15 protein-coding genes are annotated in these 18,542 nt (G+C 48.0%); 5 read left to right on the top strand and 10 right to left on the bottom strand.

Translation table 11 applies throughout. The features are described from left to right. Positions 1-148: 148 nt before the first annotated feature. Both NSB25_RS25160 and NSB25_RS25155 read left to right on the top strand, forming a co-directional pair. A complete protein-coding gene (locus tag NSB25_RS25160; protein WP_103242062.1) occupies positions 149-1,954 on the top strand; it encodes a type 2 periplasmic-binding domain-containing protein in 1,806 nt (601 codons plus the stop codon). 94 nt (positions 1,955-2,048) lie between these two features. Continuing rightward, complete coding sequence (locus NSB25_RS25155) at positions 2,049-3,668, top strand: cytochrome c biogenesis protein (RefSeq protein WP_103242063.1); 1,620 nt, start codon at positions 2,049-2,051, stop codon at positions 3,666-3,668. On the opposite strand, the gene NSB25_RS25150 is transcribed toward NSB25_RS25155, so the two are convergent. Then, positions 3,657-3,941, bottom strand: a complete 285-nt coding sequence (locus NSB25_RS25150) for a hypothetical protein (RefSeq protein ID WP_103242064.1) — start codon at positions 3,939-3,941, stop codon at positions 3,657-3,659. The two genes, NSB25_RS25155 and NSB25_RS25150, sit on opposite strands and share 12 nt — an antisense overlap. Before the next feature lie 96 nt (positions 3,942-4,037). On the opposite strand from NSB25_RS25150, the gene NSB25_RS25145 reads away from it, so the two are divergent. Together NSB25_RS25145 and NSB25_RS25140 are read left to right on the top strand one after the other, a co-directional pair. Then, on the top strand, positions 4,038-5,177 hold the full coding sequence (locus NSB25_RS25145; protein WP_103242065.1) for a cysteine desulfurase family protein: 1,140 nt from the start codon (positions 4,038-4,040) through the stop codon (positions 5,175-5,177). Between the two features lie 117 nt (positions 5,178-5,294). Beyond that, positions 5,295-7,646: a glycoside hydrolase family 95 protein gene (locus NSB25_RS25140; protein ID WP_103242066.1), complete on the top strand. Its 2,352-nt coding sequence runs from the start codon at positions 5,295-5,297 to the stop codon at positions 7,644-7,646. Between the two features lie 96 nt (positions 7,647-7,742). Here the strand turns inward: NSB25_RS25140 and NSB25_RS25135 are convergent, their stop codons facing one another. The 3 genes from NSB25_RS25135 to NSB25_RS25125 are packed head-to-tail and all read right to left on the bottom strand — an operon-like array spanning position 7,743 to position 12,173. Beyond that, on the bottom strand, positions 7,743-10,214 hold the full coding sequence (locus NSB25_RS25135) for an alpha-L-arabinofuranosidase C-terminal domain-containing protein (RefSeq protein WP_103242067.1): 2,472 nt from the start codon (positions 10,212-10,214) through the stop codon (positions 7,743-7,745). Beyond that, positions 10,211-11,839: an alpha-L-arabinofuranosidase C-terminal domain-containing protein gene (locus NSB25_RS25130; protein WP_103242068.1), complete on the bottom strand. Its 1,629-nt coding sequence runs from the start codon at positions 11,837-11,839 to the stop codon at positions 10,211-10,213. The genes NSB25_RS25135 and NSB25_RS25130 overlap by 4 nt, the downstream gene beginning before the upstream one ends. 28 nt (positions 11,840-11,867) lie before the next feature. After that, positions 11,868-12,173, bottom strand: a complete 306-nt coding sequence (locus NSB25_RS25125; protein ID WP_242982598.1) for an ATP-binding protein — start codon at positions 12,171-12,173, stop codon at positions 11,868-11,870. 154 nt (positions 12,174-12,327) lie between these two features. On the opposite strand from NSB25_RS25125, the gene NSB25_RS25120 reads away from it, so the two are divergent. Next, positions 12,328-13,173 carry an Rpn family recombination-promoting nuclease/putative transposase gene (locus NSB25_RS25120; RefSeq protein WP_103242069.1) on the top strand — a complete coding sequence of 282 codons (846 nt, stop codon included), beginning with the start codon at positions 12,328-12,330 and terminating at the stop codon, positions 13,171-13,173. A gap of 92 nt (positions 13,174-13,265) precedes the next feature. Here the strand turns inward: NSB25_RS25120 and NSB25_RS25115 are convergent, their stop codons facing one another. From NSB25_RS25115 to NSB25_RS25090, 6 genes are all read right to left on the bottom strand, one after another. After that, a complete protein-coding gene (locus tag NSB25_RS25115; RefSeq protein WP_103242070.1) occupies positions 13,266-14,339 on the bottom strand; it encodes an ABC transporter permease in 1,074 nt (357 codons plus the stop codon). After that, positions 14,336-15,232 carry an efflux RND transporter periplasmic adaptor subunit gene (locus tag NSB25_RS25110; RefSeq protein WP_103242071.1) on the bottom strand — a complete coding sequence of 299 codons (897 nt, stop codon included), beginning with the start codon at positions 15,230-15,232 and terminating at the stop codon, positions 14,336-14,338. Before NSB25_RS25110 ends, NSB25_RS25115 begins: the two co-directional genes overlap by 4 nt. A 5-nt stretch (positions 15,233-15,237) precedes the next feature. After that, positions 15,238-16,056 carry a carbohydrate ABC transporter permease gene (locus NSB25_RS25105; RefSeq protein ID WP_242982599.1) on the bottom strand — a complete coding sequence of 273 codons (819 nt, stop codon included), beginning with the start codon at positions 16,054-16,056 and terminating at the stop codon, positions 15,238-15,240. A gap of 83 nt (positions 16,057-16,139) precedes the next feature. Beyond that, positions 16,140-17,015, bottom strand: coding sequence for a carbohydrate ABC transporter permease (locus NSB25_RS25100; protein WP_103242073.1), 876 nt, complete (start codon positions 17,013-17,015; stop codon positions 16,140-16,142). Between the two features lie 24 nt (positions 17,016-17,039). Beyond that, complete coding sequence (locus NSB25_RS25095) at positions 17,040-17,906, bottom strand: type 2 periplasmic-binding domain-containing protein (protein ID WP_146040181.1); 867 nt, start codon at positions 17,904-17,906, stop codon at positions 17,040-17,042. Further along, on the bottom strand, positions 17,863-18,447 hold the full coding sequence (locus tag NSB25_RS25090) for a type 2 periplasmic-binding domain-containing protein (protein ID WP_103242075.1): 585 nt from the start codon (positions 18,445-18,447) through the stop codon (positions 17,863-17,865). The genes NSB25_RS25095 and NSB25_RS25090 overlap by 44 nt, the downstream gene beginning before the upstream one ends. Positions 18,448-18,542: the final 95 nt, after the last annotated feature.

Raw genomic sequence — 18,542 nt, 5'->3', positions numbered from 1 at the left:
CAAGGGGCGCGAAGCGCCGCATTTTTTGACTGGTTTGTCAAGTGTTTTAGAGAAAAAAGTGGGTGATTTTTGAAAAATAGGTTCTGAAAGCACCATGAAATAAGGGCTGAAGATTCCGAGAAGTTATAACAAGAAAGAGGAGGAAAAAATGAGGAAGAAAAAATTGTTCCAAAAGACGCTGTCAATACTTACTGCGTTAACGTTTACAGCAACCGCGTTTGTCGGCTGCGGCTCAGATGCAGGTAATCAGCAAAGTTCCGAGGCCGGAAATTCAGTCGCAGAAAGTAACGACACAGGCGGAGAGGATTCATCCGATCCCTTTGCATTCGATTCACCCAAGGATGTAGTGTTCCCGCTGAAGGAAAAGCTGACCCTGACCGTCTTTGTCAACAACCCTGACCAGAGTGTTACGAGCTACCAGGATAACTGGGTAACCGACTGGATTGAAGAGCAGACCAATATCCATCTGGATTATAAGTACGATCTGACTGGTGACGAGGCAACCCAGAAGCTGAACCTGATTATGACGGATCCGGATTCCATGCCTGATTTCTTTCTGCGCACTGGCTGGACCAAGGCCGAGGTACTCTCTTACGGTTCCCAGGGGCTTTTGCTCCCCCTGGAGGATATGCTGGAGGGGATGGAGAACTGGACCTGGATGAACGAGCAGAGCCCCATGAGAAAAGCTGATCTGACTGTGGGCGATGGGCATATCTACACTTACGGCGGCCAGAACGAGTGCTTCCACTGCATGTACCAGCACCGTATGTATATCTACAAGCCCTGGGTTGAAAAGTACCTGGGCGGCAAGAACCCTGAGACCACCGAGGAGCTCTACAATTTCCTGAAGATGGTAAAGGAAGACGACGCCAACGGCAATGGCATCGCGGATGAGGTTCCCATGTCCGGTTATATCGGCGGCTGGGCCACTGACCCTACCGTGTGGTTGATGAACTCCTTTACACAGTGTGTCAATCCTTTGAGCAATACCAATCCCACTGTAGCAGGCGGAATGGTGGTAAATAACGGAGAAATCGAGTATGCCGTGATGAAGGATGAGTACAGAGAAGGGCTTCGTTACATGCGTAAACTCTTTGAAGAAGGCCTTCTGGATAATCAGACCTTCCTGCAGGACAGCACACAGTTTGCAGCCACCATGGATGCTTCCGAAGTAAATAAGGTGGCAGTTTACGCCAACGGCGGCGTTGAAAACTCTGAGTTCTGGCAGCAGGTGGACGGTGAATGGCAGAATTGGGAGATTCTGGCACCCGTGGCAGGTCCTGACGGCGTCAGATATTCAGGACGTGGAATTCAGACTTATTTCGAAGGCTGTATCGGCGTGATTTCTTCTACCTGCAAGTATCCTGAGATTGTAGTAGCGCTGTTTGACTTCATGGGTTCCGAGGATGCGGTTCACCACATCGGAGGAGGCCCCAAAGGAATTGGCTGGGATTATACCACCGAGGGCGTGTCTCTGGGCGGCGGAACTCCCACATATGAGACTTATAAAATCCCCGAGGACTTTGACTATGTGAAAGACGGCGGTCTGTCCAAGACCTATGCGGACTACCGGTATACGCCGGATGCCATGATTCAGCGCGGAACTGCTGAATACAGAGCTTCCCTGAGGGTTGAAGATCCCGACCATTCTACCGAATATTGGTTCCAGCAGTGTGCGGAGCTGTATGATCAATATGCCCCCCCGGTCGAAACCCTTGTTCCAAACCTTGCATTTGAAGGCGAGGATGCCAAGATTGTCACCGAAGGCACTCTGACCATCGGCGGCTATGTAAGTCAGGCCCAGGTACAGTTTATTGATGGCAACCTTGACATTGAGAAGGACTGGGATGCCTACATCCAGAAGCTGAAAGACATGGGTGTGGAAGAATATATTGCCGCATATCAGCGCGGTTATGACGCATACATGGCAGCAGCTGAAGCAGCTGGAAATTAAACCTTTACGGTAAAGTGTCCGGTCAGAAGATCTGGCCGGACTTTAGATTATGTACAGTTGGAGAGGGCAAGTGAAAAAAGCAGGATTTGCAAAAATGAAATTTTTATTATTGACAGCTGTCTTTATTGCCTTGTTGTCTGTAAAGGCGACAGCAGATGGCGCGGAAAATCCGCCTGCGAATTATCAGAAAGAGACGCAGGACAGCATCCCTGTAGAGCTTTTCGTCCTTGCCCCCTGTGAGAGCTGCCATGAAGAAGATAAATTCAGACAGGAAGTGTCAAGCCAGCTGACGGAAGCCGGATTTGCGAATCCGGACTGCACCGTTTACAATGTCTATAAAGACAGCGGTGCGGCACATTTTGAGAAAACAGTTGAGAAATACCGGCTGGAACTTACTCTGACGGATTTGCCGGCTGCTGTGGTTGAAGGAGTGGTTTACCAGGGCTCCTATCAGGAGATTGGAGAAGCGGTGGCACAACATGCCCGGGCCTCGGCGGAAAGCGGTCAGCAGGGTTCTGCAGTTGCTTCCGGAAATCCAGAAGTAACTTCCGGACCAAATACAGAGAATGCGGACACGGACGGGGAAGCAGATACGGAAAACGATTTGTCTCCGTCGGCGGAAAGTCTGTTCCATTCGGCGTTTTATCGTGAGCTCCACCAGGTTGGGGAAAATGATACCACGCTGGTGTTATTTGTTACCGGCGCCTGTGAAAGTTGCCAGACAGCGGAAGCGTATTTGCAGAATGATTTATCAGACGAAAAGTACGATCTGCTGATTTATAATATTCTGGAGAATGAGAATGCCATGGTGCTTCGCAGGCTGATGCAGTTGTATGATGTGCCTGAGAGCGGTCAGCAGGTCCCCCTGCTTTTTTCCAGAGAGAGTTACCTGTCCGGGGCGGAAGCGATTCTGGATGGTACGGCAGGAATGCTTGCAAATGAAGCAGCGACAGGTTCCTGGGAGGAGATAATATCCCGCTTTGCTCAGGAAACCGGAACCGGAAAGATATCAAAGATTCAACTGGCGGTAACAGGGTTTATAAACGGGCTGAATCCGTGCGGTGTCTCAATGCTGTTGATGATTTTGTCCATATTGCTGATGTCTGGTCGAAGCTTTTATGGGGGAAGCCTTGTCTTCCTGACAGGGAAATTTCTTACCTATCTGCTTTTGGGATTTACAATCGGAGCTCTTTTCAGTGTGATTGAAAGCACGGTATTTCAGACACTGCAAAAAGGAATGAAGATTGCATTTTCGGTACTGGCCCTTTCCTTCGGAGTCTTTTATCTGATGGACTTTATCCATGTCCTGAGGAAGGAGTATGGCAGGGAAAAGCTTCGGCTTCCCGAGCGTTTCCGAAAATGGAACCACACGATGATCAGAAAGCTTACGGACATACCCCAGCACTTCTGGTATCCGGTACTGTTTCTTTTGGGAATTGTGATTTCCGCAGGAGAATTCCTGTGTACCGGACAGGTTTACCTGGCATCACTTCTCTACATGGTGAAGCAAAACCAGGGATTCGACATTCAGCTGGCCGGGAATCTGGTGCTCTATCTGACAGCCATGTGTGTACCGATGGCTCTGGTAGTAGTGCTGGTATCCAGGGGAAAATCTGTCATGTCAGCGTCCAGTTTGTCGCTGAAGATTCTGCCCGCTGTCAAACTGGCATACAGTATTTTCTTCTTTGCACTGTTTTTGGCTTTATTTTTCTGAGAAACTGAATCTGCAATCTGCCGGAAAGCCGGTGTAGGTGCAAAACCGGCTGTGGAAATCCGGGGAGGAAAAAAGCTGCTCCAGCTCTGCCAGAAGGCGCATATGCACGGCGCTGCGATGAATAACGCAGGGTTCTCTGTCATTGAAAAATTCAATACTTTTTTCCAGAATGACCTCTTCTTTCAGAGGAAGCTCATTCCAAAGTCCTTCATAGAGGAGAGTTTCATTCTGTGTGACAGTAAGGTAACGTTTCTTTTTCGACCTTAAAAACATATCATTTCCTCACCTTCAGTTTGATTGGATATATTTTAGACCTTATCTCGTTCTACTGTAGCATAAAAAAGAGCATCTGTACAGGAAGGAAAGAAAATGGACAGAATTTATGCGGATTGCGCTGCGACTACCCCGATATCGGAATCAGCCCTGCAGGTAATGACAGAGTGTATGAGGATACATTACGGCAATCCCTCCAGCGCCCACCAGAACGGCAGGGAGGCAGCCCGCATTCTGGAGGAAGCCAGGGGGAAAATTGCCGCGTGTATCGGTGCCGAACCGGAAGAAATCTATTTTACTTCCGGGGGAACCGAGGCGGATAATCAGGCAATTTTGACAGCAGCCATGTATGGGAAGCTGATAGGGAAACGGCATATGATTTTTTCCCAGGTGGAGCATCATGCTGTCTTAAACTGTATTCCCGCGCTGGAAAAGGCCGGCTTTGAGATTACGCTGCTGGGGGTTGATATGGCCGGAAATGTGTCCATAAAGGAGCTGAAAGCAGCCTGCAGGAAAGATACGATTCTTGCGGCAGTGATGTATGTGAATAATGAGGTGGGAACTGTGGAGCCGGCAGCTGAAATCGGGCAGCTTTGCCGGGAAAGGGATATCCTGTTTCACATTGACGGGGTGGCGGCTGCCGGACATATCCCTGTCCAGGTGAAAGAACTGGGAGCAGATATGTTCTCTCTCTCTGCCCATAAGTTCCATGGTCCCAGGGGAATCGGCGTCTTGTATGTGGATAAAAGGATTCCCGTGGCCAATCTGATGTTCGGCGGAAGCCAGGAGCGAGACAAACGCCCGGGAACGCAGAATGTACCGGGGGCGGCTGCCATGGCCCGGGCACTGTGTGACAGTGTGGCTGCACTGGAAGAACAGACCCGGAAGATGGAGCGACTGCGGGAACGATTACTGTGTGGGTTGAAGGACGTGGAGGGTATGTGGCTAAACGGGAATCCTGAAAGCCGGGTACCCGGAATAATCAACCTGGGGTTTGAGGGTGTATCCGGAGAAGCACTGATGCTTCTTTTGGATCTGAACGGAATCTCCGTTTCCACCGGAGCGGCCTGTAACACGGAATCCGTGGAACCCAGTCATGTGCTCACAGCCATGGGGCTGTCCCCGGAGCGGGCACGCAGCTGTATCCGCATTTCACTTTCCGTCTGCAATACGGAGGAAGAAATCGACACAATCTGCCGCGCGGTAAGCGAGGCGGTAGAGCGGGCCAGGACTTAAATAACCGATTTGATCAGAATTCTAAAAAAATATTCGTTATAAAGTCAGATAAAATGATTACGAGCTGCATTGGATGACAACCATTGTCCCTGGTGGCAGCGTGAATGGAGGTTTCAAATGGAACGAACAAATCACATGTATTATGACAGTCCCGCGAAAATGTGGAAGGATGCTCTGCCTCTGGGAAACGGAAGGCTGGGAGCCATGGTTTACGGTGAAACCGATATGGAGCGCATTCCGCTGAATGACGATTCTCTGTGGTATGGTCTGGCCATGGACCGCAATAATCCGGCATACAGGGAGAAACTTCCTGAGATTCGCCGGCTGATGCTGGAAGGAAAAATGCATGAGGCAGAGGAAATCATTGCCCAGTATATGGCAGGAGTTCCCAGTTCTCAGCGTCATTACACCTTCATTGGACAACTGAATATGGCACTGAATCAGAAACTGCCGTTTGCTATGGGTGGAAGGCCAAAATCCCCGGAACCGGAAGCATATCGTATGGATTTGGATCTGATGACGGGAATTCTCACGGTGGACCATAATCTGGAAAATATTTCTTATCACAGAGAAATGTTCGTCAGCCATCCAGACCAGGTAATGTGTATTCGGCTCACTTCAGATACACCTGAGGCAATTCGTCTGGAGCTGAAGCTGGATCGCGTCACCGTATCCGATGCGTTTATTCAGGATGACCGCCGCCCCGGAATGCAGGCCAGAGGAGGCGGATGGCCGGGAACGCGGGTTGACTTTTCCAAAGCCATAGATGACAATACCTACTTAATGGCGGGAAATGATGCAGGGGTAGAGTTTGCGGCGGCATTTCGCGTGGAATGTGATGGAAAGCTGGTAAATCCGGTGTCTCAGCTGACAGCTGATAACTCCGGCGAAGTAATCATTTATCTGACGACCGCTACCTCCAATCGCTTTTCAGATCCCCGCGCAGAGGTGGTAAAGGTTCTGGATGCGGCTCAGGAAAAGGGGTACCAGAATCTGAAAGAAGAGCATACAAAAGATTTCACGGCACTTATGGAAAGGTGTCAGCTGGACCTGGGAGAACCTGCCGGCGGCACTCTGGACAAGCGGCTTGACGCGGTGCGGGGCGGCGAAGAGGACCCGGCTCTGGCGGCGCTGTATTTCCAGTTCGGACGCTATCTGATTGTGTCAGGCAGCAGAAAGAACAGTTCGGCATTAAATCTTCAGGGAATCTGGAATGCTGATTTTGTGCCTATGTGGGACAGTAAATATACCATTAATATCAATCTGCAGATGAATTACTGGCCGGCCTGGGTGGGGAATCTGGCAGATCTCCACGAACCTGTAATGGATTTACTGGAGACAATGCATGAGCCGGGAAAAAAGACAGCCAGTGTAATGTATGGTATGAGGGGAATGGTGTGTCACCACAACACAGACTATTATGGTGACTGTGCGCCGCAGGATATCTACATGGCATCCACACCCTGGGTGACAGGCGGAGCATGGATAGGAATGCATGTGTGGGAACACTATCTGTATACCGGAGACAAGAATGTACTGGAGCGTATGTATCCGATTTTAAAGGATATGGCACTCTTTTATGAAGATTTTCTCATAGAGGTGGACGGGCAGCTGCTTACCTGTCCCTCGGTATCCCCGGAGAATCGGTACTATCTTCCGGATGGTTCTGATACGCCTCTGTGCGTGAGTCCTGCAATGGACAATCAGCTGCTGCGCGAATTTTTCGGCGCATGTATTGAGATACAGAAGATTCTGGGAACTGACCTGGAATATGGGGAAGTCTTAAAAGGGATGATCGAAAAGCTTCCCGGAGACAAAATCGGCTCCTGGGGACAGCTTGTGGAATGGAATCAGGATTATCCGGAGCAGAATCCCGGAATGGGCCATGTTTCCCATCTGTATGCCGTATATCCGGGATGCTCTGTTAACTGGAGAGATACACCGGAGCTTATGGATGCTGCCAGGGTATCTCTGGAGAGCCGCAGAACTCACGGCGCAGGAAATGGCGGGTGGCCTCTGGCCTGGCAGATTTGTCTGGATGCACGTTTCAGAGACGGGGAAACCGCCGATAAGAATATCCGTAAAATGCTGTCAGTCTCCGCTTCCCGCAGTTTGTTAAATGCCAGAGGGGTCTTCCAGATCGACGGAAACCTGGGAGCAGCGGCAGGTATCGCCGAATGCCTCCTGCAAAGCCATATGGGACTGGATTTTCTTCCGGCATTGCCTGTATCCTGGAAAGAGGGAAGCTGCAGAGGACTTCTGGCCAGAGGCGGACATGAAGTCGATCTGTACTGGGAGAACGGCAGCCTCTCACGTGCGGTGGTAAGACCGCGGTTCCAGGGAGAAATTGCGGTAATTGGAAAAGAGCTGTCCGTTGTCTGCAGGGGAAAAGCAGTTGCAGTGAACAGGACAGAGACCGGTTTTACTTTTGAAGCGTCGGCGGCAAAAGAATACGAATTAAAGCCGTAAAGGTGAGACCAATTCCCATTAATTTTATTCAAAAAGTAACAGCGGTAAACCTGTCATGTGAACAGATTTACCGCTGTTTTTACGCAGATTATCGCATTACGCTTTCTTTTTCAGCAGCAGCACACTGACAGAATAGGCCGGCGCTTCATAGACAAAGCTTTCCGCCGCGCCCCGAAGGCTGATCATTCTGTCTCTGACATTCTTCGGCTTCTCGAAGCTGTTCTCTGCATCCTTAGCTCCCGTCAGAAGTGTCACTGTATAGAGAGTCTCCACATCACAGTCCAATGTGATGTTCACCGGATCCACCTCACCGGACATATTCACTGCCTTGATAATGATTTCCTCTTCTGTCTCCGTAACCACAGATATAAATGAAGGACTGGAAGGCACCTTAATCTCTTTCTGCAGCACCCCGTCTACAAACAGCCGGATAACCTGGCCGTCTGTCTCATAAGCAAAACGATGGTATTCTCCCGGCGCAGCATCAATCGTAAAATCATCTGTCAGCTTACGGTCTTCAGGAAAAGCAGGTTCTCCAAAGGAACATTTGCCGTCTTTAATCTTCCACAGGAAGGGACGTATTTTCACAGCATGCCATGCATCCTGTTCTGTCTCCTGCAATTGGTCAAAGAAGGAACGGCAAATCCTGGCACTGAATACTCCGATCTCAAAAGCCAGATCTTCTTCCACAAGCACTTCCACCTCGAACCGGCCACAGGTCTGATCTTCCTCTCCGAATATCACGAAGCTCTTCTCGGCATCTGCCCAGCGCATCTTGTTCAGGAAAACTTCCTTCTGCTGTTCGTCCGGCATTTCCAGACAGAACTCCTCTCCTGTCTTTTTCACATGTCCCATCAGCTCATGAGTAACGGCAGCGGGCGCACCTTCCCATATCGGATTGCGGTAATGAAGAGCCTTTTTGGCCTTCAGGGAGGCCATACCCTTCATTGGCCGGTAAATCACATCACTCTCCTGGGTAGACTCCACTACATATTTTCCTCTGTTCTTTCCGAACATTCTCCAGACATAATAAGTCGGTATGCCGAAGCTTCTATGATTGTCAAAACGAATCAGATTCGGGAACCAGGCGTCATAATTCACATTTTCAAACAACGGCGCATAGGATGCCAGCCGCACAATATCCTGATTTCTCTCAAGGCCCACCAGAAAAGCCGCTTCACCCAGCGCGGCGTAAAGCTTCCCCGAATAAATCCCTTCATTGACCGCCTGCTCTCCCACGAAAATCCCAGGACCCTGTCTGTCATAGGAATCATAATAGCCCACATTCTCCGTAAAAAATTCTACATTATTATAGAAATGCTCGTCCACACACTCCACCGGACATCCATGCTCCTCCACATGGGTATTGGCAATGGTTTTAATCTGGGGATAGCGCTTTTTGATTTCCCGGTAGAACAGCTGATAGCGCTCTTCATAATTGGGGCCCCAGTTCTCATTGCCGATTTCCAGATAAGTGAGCCTGAAAGGTGCCGGATGTCCCATGGCGGCCCGCTGTCTGCCCCATTTACTGTTCACCGGTCCTAATGCATACTCTATGGCGTTCAGAGTATCCTGCAGCATTTCTTCCAGTTCTTCATCTGTAAGCAGCACACCTCTTCTGCCCTGACAGGTCATTCCGCAGTTGCACACATACAGCGGCTCCATATCCAGGTCCTCGCACAGCTGGAGATATTCATGGTAGCCCAGACCATTATAGCTGCGGTAATGCCACACTAACAGATTGCCGGGACGCTCCCAGACCGGTCCGATGGTATTCTTGAACATCATCACTGTGGAAAGTGTGGAGCCCTCCACGATACAACCGCCCGGAAAGCGCATAAAGCTGGGGTTGAGACCTTTAAGCTTCTCCACCAGATCCGTTCTCAGGCCATGCCCGTTATAGGTCTTTCCCGGCATCAGTGAGATAAAGCCAAACAGCACTTCCCCTTCCTCCTGGCTGCGGATGACCAGACTGGCATTTTCACAGTCTCCGTCTGACACCAGAATAGTGTCATAGCGTACATACCCTTCCCCGCCAATGGTCAGGCGGCTTTGCGCAAACTGATATCCGTCTTCCTCGATGGAGAATTCCAGACAGACCGGTCTGTCCGATTTGGCGAACAAATACAGCGGATATGCTTCTCCCTGCTTTTGCGGAATTCCATGGAATCCCGTATTGTATACATAGCCGCCGGCCTCAAAGTGCACCCGCAGAGCGGCGCTTCTGTTGGCGTTCAGAGTATCCTTGCGCTCCAACTCCATCTGCGCATGCTCCGCATACCAGGCCGGAATGGGGGTCGGCGCTATCTTATTTTTCTCAACCCAATAGCTCAGACCCTCTCCGTTATTGAACTCGTCCTCCCAGCCGGAGCAGGTTACTACGTGGACACCGTCGCCTTTCTCCTCGTAACCATCCGGCAGCAGAGAGTCCTCAAAAGTCCTGTTTCGCAGGAATTCCGGATAGAGGCCACCGTCCCCCGCCCGGCTGATATCCTCGAAAAAGATACCATACAGGTCTTTAGCTGTCTCAAATTTCCTGTTCTTTGTCTGGATCTGCAGTTGACTCATTCCTTACCTCCTTCTCTCTTCTCCAGGCGGAATACATTCCATGAAAGCGGCTGAAGCGTCGCCTGGATTTTGCCATCTTCAAATTTTGTCTCTGTGTTCACGGAAGGCTGAATCACATTTGGATTGTCAAAGGTATTCCCCGCATCCCGGTCGTCGGAATACATCTGGATATGCTCTACAAATGTCCAGCCCCTGAATCCGGATACATCGATATCTACCCCCATCTGCGCATCCCACTTACGCTGAATGACGAAGATCGTAAGCTCCTGCTTCTCTTCATTCAGAGCCGCAGCCGTATCCAGATAGGGAAGCCCTTCTCTCTTCTGGAACTGATTGCCGTCATCCAAGTAATATCCCTCAATGTCGAAGGTGTCGCAGTCCACAATGGTCTGAAGCGATGTGCCCTGTCCATAACGAATCAGATGTGTATAAGGATAGTGAGAAGCCGTCTTCCATACATGATCATGATTGGCAGCCGCCAGTGCGCCGATTCCGCCTGTCATGCAACCGACTTTCACCCTGTCCGCGTGCCGCAGGAATGCAAGCTGTGCAGATGTATTTCCCAGAGCCTGTATCATATCGCCCTGATGTCCGAACATCATGCCTTCTCCCATCTTGTCCGGATCATGCTTCACAAACTTCGTATCCGGATTAAACTGATAAAAGCTGCGGTGCAGGTGAGCCTCCGGATGATATCCGAAGTGAAGCTCGCTGCGCGTGCCAAAGGTACTTCCGTATTCGTCGAAGGAAAGCATCATCTTCTTATTGGAACGATTTTTGGTCTGAATGTAGTCACAGATGGCGACTTCCGTATTTATGTAATCTTCATAGTAAACGGAGCCTCCCAGCAGAGCCTGAAAGTCGTTTGTGGGCGCATTGTGATAATAATGCATGGACACATAGTCAACTGAGTCGTAGCATTTCTGCAGAACTTCCATATCCCACTCCGGATAATGGCAGATCAGCGGCGAGCAGGAGACACAGACTGCCGTCTCAATGGTCCCGTCAACCCATTTCAGTGCCTTCGATATTTCATTGGCGTGAATCCCGTAACCGCCTGGGTTCAGCTCCCATGAACCGATCTGCCAGGGACCGTCCATTTCGTTTCCCAGATACCAGAGCTTCACGTCATAAGGTTCTTCCTGTCCGTATTTCCGTCTCAGATCTGACCAGTAGGTTCCGCCCGCATAATTCGTATACTCCGCGAGATACACAGCATCGTTCAGGTTCCGTTCAGAGCCGAGATTGATCGTGTACAGAGGCTCCGTGCCTGCCAGCTTCGCCCATTTCAGATATTCGTCATGTCCCACTTCATTGGTGTAGATCTGGTGCCACGCCAGATCCAGATGTGCTTTCCTCTGTTCTCTCGGACCGATAGAGTCCTTCCAGTCCCACCCCGACACAAAGTTTCCGCCGGGCAGACGCACGGCAGGCAGCTTTGCTTCCTTCAGCGCTTCCGTGACGTCTGTACGAAGCCCATTTTCATCCGCGGATGGATGATTCGGCTGGTACATCATTCCGTTCACCATGGACCCGATGGGCTCCAGAAACGCTCCGTACAGTCGGCTTGATATTTCGCCGATTTTATACCGTGGATGTAATGTGATAACTGCTCTTTTTCCCATAAGATATTCTCCTTCTCCTGATAACTTACTACCCCCTCACGCCCCCAATCGTCAGACAAGTCAGCACCGTTGCAGTCTCCTGAACGGAAGTCATGAATTCCACTGTCCCACTCTGATAAGAAGCGTGAACATCTCCACGTATACCATCATACGCCTCATTGAACGAAATTGCAATAGCAATCGCATCAGCCATAATCCCTCTGGATGCGCCCGGACAGCCGGATATATTTTTCCTTTCCCGCATCCATATTTTTACATGCCGGATGGCATTATCCAGCGCATTGGACGGGACAATGCAGATATCAATGTCCCACAGACTGCAGGGGAATGGCAACAGGATTCCTGACAGTGAAAGCATGGATGGAAGATAGGAACTGAAAGGATACTTATTCTATATATGTGATCTGTTTGCAATCTATAAAACAATTCAAATCTCAACTGACAAAACAGCAGAATCATGCTATAATTTGAGAAAGAGAGGTAAATTTATGCCAAACACAAACAAAACCATCCAGCAGTTAAATCTGGAGGACGATTTTCTCTTCGCAAAGGTAATGAGTGATCAGGAAGTCTGCAGAAAAGTCTTAGAAAAAATACTGGGCGTTTCCATACGGGAAGTTTCCGTACCTGCCGCACAGAAAACCATCAACATGCTCTATGACGGAAAAGGCATCCGGCTCGACGTATACCTTAACGACAATGAGGGGACTGTATATAATGTGGAGATGGAACGTGGAAAACATAGAAAGGCCATCCTTCCCAAGAGATCAAGGTATTATCAGGGAAACATCGACCTTGACATCATTTCCACAGGGGAAGATTACAGGAAACTGAAAAAATCCTTTGTCATCTTCATCTGCACCTTTGATCCGTTTGGGGAACGGCGCCATTTATACACCTTTGAAAACAGGTGCGCAGAAAATCCTTCTCTTATACTGGGAGATGAAACCACCAAGATATTCCTGAATACAAAGGGCGATATGCACGATGTGGATTCGGAAATGCAGGAATTTCTTTCCTATGTAGAGAACACAACGGATGACTTTGCAGCGCAGGCCAGAAGCCCTCTCATAAAAGAGATCCATAAAAAGGTTACTGAAGTAAAAGAAAGTAAGGAAATGGAGGTCGAGTATATGACTTTATTGCAACGAGATAGAGAAAATATCGAATTAGGCCGTGAAGAAGGCCGCGAAGAAGGTCGCGAAGAAGGCAGTAACCAGATGGCTTCCTTAATTAAGATACTTCTTTCTGAAAACCGCACAGATGAATTAAACCTTGCTTTAGAAGATTCGGATTTCAGGAACAGGCTTTTTGAGGAATATGACATTCTATAACAACAGACATATTAGCAGGGGAGATATGCACTTCCCCTGCTTTTTCAACGGAGGATATCATTAAAAAAATGGTATGACGAGGAGTAAGCAGCTTATCTTCTAATAGGCTTTCGGGCAACTATGCAAAACGAAAAGAAATAAAAATACACTGCTACGGAAAAAAGGGAAACCATATTCCAATATGGCAATAACGGCATATTGTCTAACCCTGCGCCGGCAAGGAGATAAAAATCCATTATACAAAAAATGATATCCTTCCAGCTGCCACCCAGCAATTCATAGCTCGGCGGCGCGCACCATGCGAGTTCCACAGCTTTCCATAACAAGACGCCCCCTATGCAAGTTCCCAGAATCTGTAATACACTGAGACGGAACCATTTCATGTCAATATTCCCATTCTGCCCAACGGCCTTTATTTGCGGAATGCACTTCTTCCATCTCCATACAGATCCGCAGCCAAGAAATACTGCATATGCGCCTGTTATTATCAGTAATGCAAGAAACCTTTGCCGGAAAATGCCCTTTACCAGATCTATCTGGGTCATTTTAAGCGCTTCTATGGGATGCCCTGCCTTCTTCATCACCAATGCCGCCTCAGCCGGATTCGGAAACCCGCACCATATCTGGCTGATTTCCAACCCTTGAAGATCGCAAAGGTTCTTTGTGGAATATGGTATATATATTTTAGCTTCTTCCCCGTCCCATCCTGCCATGATCCCTATGATCCGATAAGGCGCTTTATTCAGATACACAGTCTCTCCCACGCATTCCCGGTTCCCAAAAAGCTGAATTGCTGCCGCCTCATTAAGCACCATTACCGCCAGCTTCCTATTTATCTGCATACCGTTAAAAAAGGCACCTTCCTGCATGTACGTATTTGTAAAAAATGCATAGTTTTCATTGGTCAGGAAGACAGAAATTTCCTCCCTGCGGAAGCCGTTTGACACATCAGGGTAAGCCTGCAGCGTATAGGTCAGGTCAATCCCTTCCTTCTCAATATTAGCAATGTCAGTTTCTGTAAAAAACCGGTCGTCACGCCGAAATGATAATGCATATACTCTCTGGCATACCGCGCTCTGTATTTCCAGCCAAGATAATAGGCACATCCCTGCCGCTCCCACAAGAATCAGCAACACCAGTAATTTCCTTCCGAACATTCCTTTCATCGCGTGCCGTCTCCCTCGTAAAATACATTGCTCCCATCCGCAATTTCACTTGTAGATGCTATAACGACAAGTTCATCTATCGGAAGTCCCCTCACTGCACAGTAGGCTTCATCGGAACCCAGTAAATCCACGGACATCCTATGGACCTTGTATCCTTCCCCCAGTACACTGTTATTCTCCTGCACTACCAGAACATAATAGCCTACTGCATCTTTGCACAGCGCTGCTGCCGGAATAAGCGTATCATATAGCCCGCTGTCTTCACGGATGGTTATTTTCACCCGCTTCCCTGCAAGAGGCATATCTGCGCTTCTCACAGTGATATTTACTTGATAACCTTGCAGATCCTGACTCTCATATCCAAAGATGGAACTGATTTCTCCCTCCACCGATTCATTCTGACCCACAAGTTCCAGCACCGGAACGCTTTCCATGCTGATATGTTCAAGCTGTTCCTCGCTGATAATCAGTCCGCATACCCATTCTTCCGACTTTTCAGCAATCACATACAAAATCGTATTCTGCATGGAGGACACATATAGCCCTTTGCTGACGCCCATCCATGAGATAATCCCGTCTTTACCCGCCTTGACATCATACATTTCCCCTGCTCCACTCAGTTCAACCCGCATCAAGGTCTGGCCTGCCTTTACCTCATCCCCCACATCCACCAATATCTCCCTTATCTTGCCGTCAACGTCTGCATAGACAGATTCTGTGTGCGCATAAACAAATTCTGAGGTTCCTTCCACTGTAAAGATAAGTCTGCCTTGTCTGGGCAGTGCTGCCTTTACCACCGGAAGCCGATAGTTATAGAAGGATTTTGAAAGAAATGTCAGTGCCAATAAAACAACCGCTAAAACTGCAAATATTTTATGAAATCTTTTTTTCATATCTCTTACCCCTTCAGCCCAGTAATGGCAATTCCGTTTTTCAGATACTCCTGACCATAAAGCAACACCAGAAGAACCGGCAGCGCATAGAAACAAGAACCTGCAAACGCAATTCCTAATTCGCCGCTGTTGATCTTTGCAAGAAAAACGGATAACGGCTGGGCTTCTGAGTTCTGTATGAATATAACTGCCTGATCCACCAGATTCCAGTAGTCCAAAAGGGTGAGCATGGCCACTGCCGCTATCCCATGTTTTACCATTGGCAGCACCACCCACAAAAATATCTGTCCACATTTTGCCCCATCCACCTTTGCCGCCTCAATATAAGCATCCGGCATACTTTTCATAAACTGCCGTAAAAGGAATACTCCCAGCGGATTGAAAATACCGGGCAGGATAACGGCAAGACAGCTGTCCGATATCCCCATCCAGTCCGCTACGATATAATTAGGCATCAAAGTTACCTGCAGCGGCAAAAGCATGACGATCATGTACAGAAAGAACAGACCTTCCTTCCCCCGGAACTTCAAAACAGTGAATGCATATGCTGCAGGAGCCGACACAAATATCTGTCCAAGTACAATGGGCGCCACAATCTTCACGGAATTCCAGAACATATGCAGATACACCGGGCTGTCAAATAATAGGGATACATACTGTGACAGTGTTGCCTTTTTGGGCACAATATCCATAACAACATATTCATCTGCTCCCAGACCATCTACAGAGTAATTGTTTTCTACTTCTCCGCTTCCCATGAAAGAATTCGTAAAAGTAATGATCAGCGGCATCATGTAAACTACAGCAATTACAACAAATAACATACATAAAATTTTTCTTTTCATTGTCCTGATCTTTTTCATCTTATTTCCTTTCTGCCGCGCCAAGCGAAGAAATCTTTCTCAAACTAATAGTGAAGATTCTCCGAAAACCGCCTCTCTACCCGAAATATGCAGAACACAAACAGTACAATGACCGTCGTAAGGACATAAGTCGCACTGACCAGCTTTAGGTAATTCAGGGAGAGGAACATATTATTTATATAATGCTGCAAAACATATAGGCTCTCCGGAGGGTATTCTCCTGTCATAATATAAATCTCCTTAAAAACCTTAAATGAATTCACAAATGTCATGATCAGCACCAAAAATGTAACGGGAGTCAGATACACATAAGTGATATTTCTGAACTTCCAGAACTTTCCCGCTCCTTCCACATCGGCGCACTCATAGTATTCTTTGGGGATACCGCTTAATCCGCTTATGAACAGCGCCATATTATATCCGATATTTTTCCAGATAAATATGATGACCATTACCATCATTCCATAGCCGCTCTCCAGCCAGTCTATACCTTCCACATGGAAAATAGCCAGAAATCTGTTCAGCGTTCCATGCAGGCCAAAGAAATTTTCCCAAAAAAATGCGGATGTAGCAGAGGGAATGGCCAGCGGTATCAGAAAAATCAGGCTGAAATAATTGGAATATACCTTTATTTTCCTGACAACTAAAGCAACACACAAGGAAAGAACCATATTCAGCGGAATGCTGACCGCCATAAACCATGCTGTATTCTTCAGCCCCCTTAAAAAATAATTGTTTTGGAACAGTGCCTGATAGTTCAGCATCCCGCAAAACTTTCCGTTTACCGGATGATCCACCACAGAATAGATAAAAGAGAGCAGAAATGGAATCAGGTAAAAGAAGCAAAACCCTGCCAGACTGATCAGCAGCAGCATGTATGGCAGCATTTTATTTTGTTTCCATTTTATTTTTCTTGTCATATACAAACTCCTGATTCCTTCTCCTTATTCATTAAAATATTGTTCCAGCTGCCGCTTCAGTCTTCTGGCCGTTTCCTCCGCTGTCTGCTGGCCCGAAAAATATTTACTGTTTTCTTCATCTACTAAATCCATGACAGCCGCGTCCAGAGTGTCACAGCCATTGATCTGTTCCATCCAGCTTTTGAGGACTGCCTTGTATTCCGCCTCGCTGCCAAACCCGGCTCCGCCATTGCCCTCTTGGTATAAGGCATAATAGCGCTCTGCCACTGCTTCCAGCCCTTTCCGGCTCACTGTAGGGCCGTGAAAGGAGGGAGACGTCTGCACTTGGTCAGACAGCAGGTATCTGATGAATTCCCACGACAGATCCTTGTTTTCCGATGCGCTGTTTATGGCTACACAGGAATTTGATTTTATGAGCGTCCTGCCTTCCGCATCCGTAAGAGGCATACAATGGTTTACTCCGTTTTTCGTATCCATGCTGTAATAAGCGGCCTGCACATCATAATCACATTCTGCAGCAAAATAATATTCCATGTTATAAAAATCAATATCGGAACCAAAATAACCCTTTTCGGCTAGAGCCTTCACCGACTCCAAAAGCGCAACATATTCCGGCGAATCCAGATTTACGTTTTTGGCGCTTCCATCTATAAACTGCCCAACGGAATCTTTGATCAAATAATGCGTGTAGGACACCTCGTTCATCTGTATTAAGAACACATTGCTTTTATCCGTTTCATCCACCAGCTGTTTTGCCAGATCCATTGCTGTCCCAAAGCAGATTCCCTGCATATCATTTTCATTGCCCCTATGTTCTGACATAAGCTCTGCTGAAAACGCCAGCGTGTCAAATCTTGCCATGTAAGGAACGATATAGATTTCCCCCCCCATCCTTTTTCGCCGCCTGCAGTACGTTCATGAAGTAATTTTCATCATTCAGTTCCGGTGTTTTCTGGATATATCCGCTTAAATCTTCAAACACGCCCATTTCACTGTACCTTGTAATAGGAAGGAAGCCGGTAATCAAAATGTCTTCCGCCTTACCCGTCATGATCTTTGTATTCAGATATGTCCGGTAATCTTCCACCGCACTCTCGCCGGAGGATTCCTTATAACTGTTAACGGTCACCTTTACATCAGGATACTGCTTCATAAACTGCTCTGCAGCAATATTCAGGAATTCTTCCGCAAACAGACAGGATATGGTTATCTCACCCTTCATTTCCGGCTGCACATAGGGTACTGTTTCTTGTATATCCGGTGTTTTCTCTTCGGCTCCCCAACTCTCCTCTGTCCCTGATGTCCCCCCTGATTCCTGCATGGGAACATCACTTTGTACTTCCTTGTCCTTTGGTACAGCTCCATTGCCACATCCACACAAAACAGACGCCGCAATGAGCAGAACCGACAGCAAACTTTTCCCTTTTCTCATAAAATTAGAACCTCCTTGCCAAATCTTTTACAAATGATTTGTAAAATAGTTTAGCAAGGAGATGTCTCATACCTTCGTCTGTGATGTGTCAAAAC

The organism is Acetatifactor muris (genome assembly GCF_024623325.1).
Lineage (GTDB): Bacteria > Bacillota > Clostridia > Lachnospirales > Lachnospiraceae > Acetatifactor > Acetatifactor muris.
This window is presented reverse-complemented; position numbering and strand designations above follow the sequence as displayed.